Genomic DNA, 1154 nt, shown 5'->3' on the forward strand with positions numbered 1-1154 from the left:
TACTGAGTTTGAACTCGGGTTGTCGTAGCTGCTGACAGAGCTTGATCCTCGCGGTACGCCGTCTGTTATGAGGTATGCGCAGGGCGGTGGTCTGTCGGATGAGCGCCGGCAGTTCCGTGAGGGGATCAGGTTGAGGGCGGCCGAGCGGTTCGCTGTGGGTGAGCCGAGTTCGGTGATCGCGAAGGAGTTACGCGTCAGCGTCCGGTCGGTGCAGCGGTGGCGCAGGTCCTGGGACAAGGGCGGCCCGCGGGCGCTCCGGTCGGCGGGTTCGGCCTCGCCACCGCGGCTGAGTGAGGTCCAGTTCGCGCAGCTGGAGGCGGAGTTGGCCAAGGGGCCGGTCGCGCACGGCTGGCCGGATCAGCGGTGGACGCTGTCGAGGGTCAAGACGGTGATCGGCCGTCGGTTCCACAAGAGCTACACCCTGCAAGGGGTGCGCAAGCTGCTGATCCGGCACGGCTTCTCCTGCCAGATCCCAGCAAGGAGAGCGATCGAACGGGATGAGGAGGCGATCTGTGGCTGGGTGAAGGAGACCTGGCCGCAGGTGGAAGCACCGCGGCGGCGCTCGGGGCATGGATCGTCTTCGAGGACGAGTCCGGCTTCTCGATGACGCCGCCGACCGCCCGCACCTGGGCCCGGCGTGGCCACACCCCCGTCATCCGGGTGCGCGGCCGCTCGCGGCGCCGTATCTCCATCGCCGCCCTGACCTGCTACAAGCCCGGTGAACGCTCCCGGCTGATCTACCGGCCGCGCCGTGACGACGGCCGGCGCGACGGACGCAAGAGCTTCGCCTGGACCGACTACCGCGACCTGCTCATCACCGCTCATACCCAGCTCGGCGGGCCGATCGTGCTGGTCTGGGACAACCTCAACGTCCATCTCGCCCACGGTATGCGGCAGTTCATCGCCCGGCAGGACTGGCTGACCGTCTACCAGCTGCCCGCCTACGCCCCCGACCTCAACCCCGTCGAGGGCATCTGGTCCCTGCTGCGGCGCGGCTGGCTCTCCAACACCGCCTTCACCACCCCCGAACACCTCATACAGACCATCCGCCACGGCATGCGAAAGATCCAGTACCGCCCCCACCTCATCGACGGATGCCTCGCCGGAACCGGACTATCCCTCACCCCAACGACATCATGAGTTCAAGCTCAGTA

The 1154-nt window shown here is 67.4% G+C and carries 2 protein-coding genes; both read left to right on the forward strand.

Annotation, left to right across the window (positions count from 1 at the left end; translation table 11 throughout):
• The first annotated feature begins 67 nt into the window (after window positions 1–67).
• Window positions 68–607 (forward strand): winged helix-turn-helix domain-containing protein, encoded by a 540-nt coding sequence (locus tag ABZX85_RS50480; protein WP_355885183.1) that lies wholly within the window; start codon window positions 68–70, stop codon window positions 605–607.
• Window positions 604–1140, forward strand: coding sequence for a transposase (locus tag ABZX85_RS50485; protein ID WP_355885184.1), 537 nt, complete (start codon window positions 604–606; stop codon window positions 1138–1140). The genes ABZX85_RS50480 and ABZX85_RS50485 overlap by 4 nt, the downstream gene beginning before the upstream one ends.
• Window positions 1141–1154 lie beyond the last annotated feature (14 nt).

Origin of the sequence: Streptomyces sp. NPDC004539, assembly GCF_040610055.1 — a bacterium.
GTDB lineage: Bacteria > Actinomycetota > Actinomycetes > Streptomycetales > Streptomycetaceae > Streptomyces.

What these genes read in the sequence shown, in the direction of transcription:
- ABZX85_RS50480 (WP_355885183.1), top strand. Translation starts at nt 68, where the DNA reads ATGAGGTATGCGCAGGGCGGTGGTCTGTCGGATGAGCGCCGGCAGTTC.
- ABZX85_RS50485 (WP_355885184.1), top strand. Translation starts at nt 604, where the DNA reads ATGACGCCGCCGACCGCCCGCACCTGGGCCCGGCGTGGCCACACCCCC.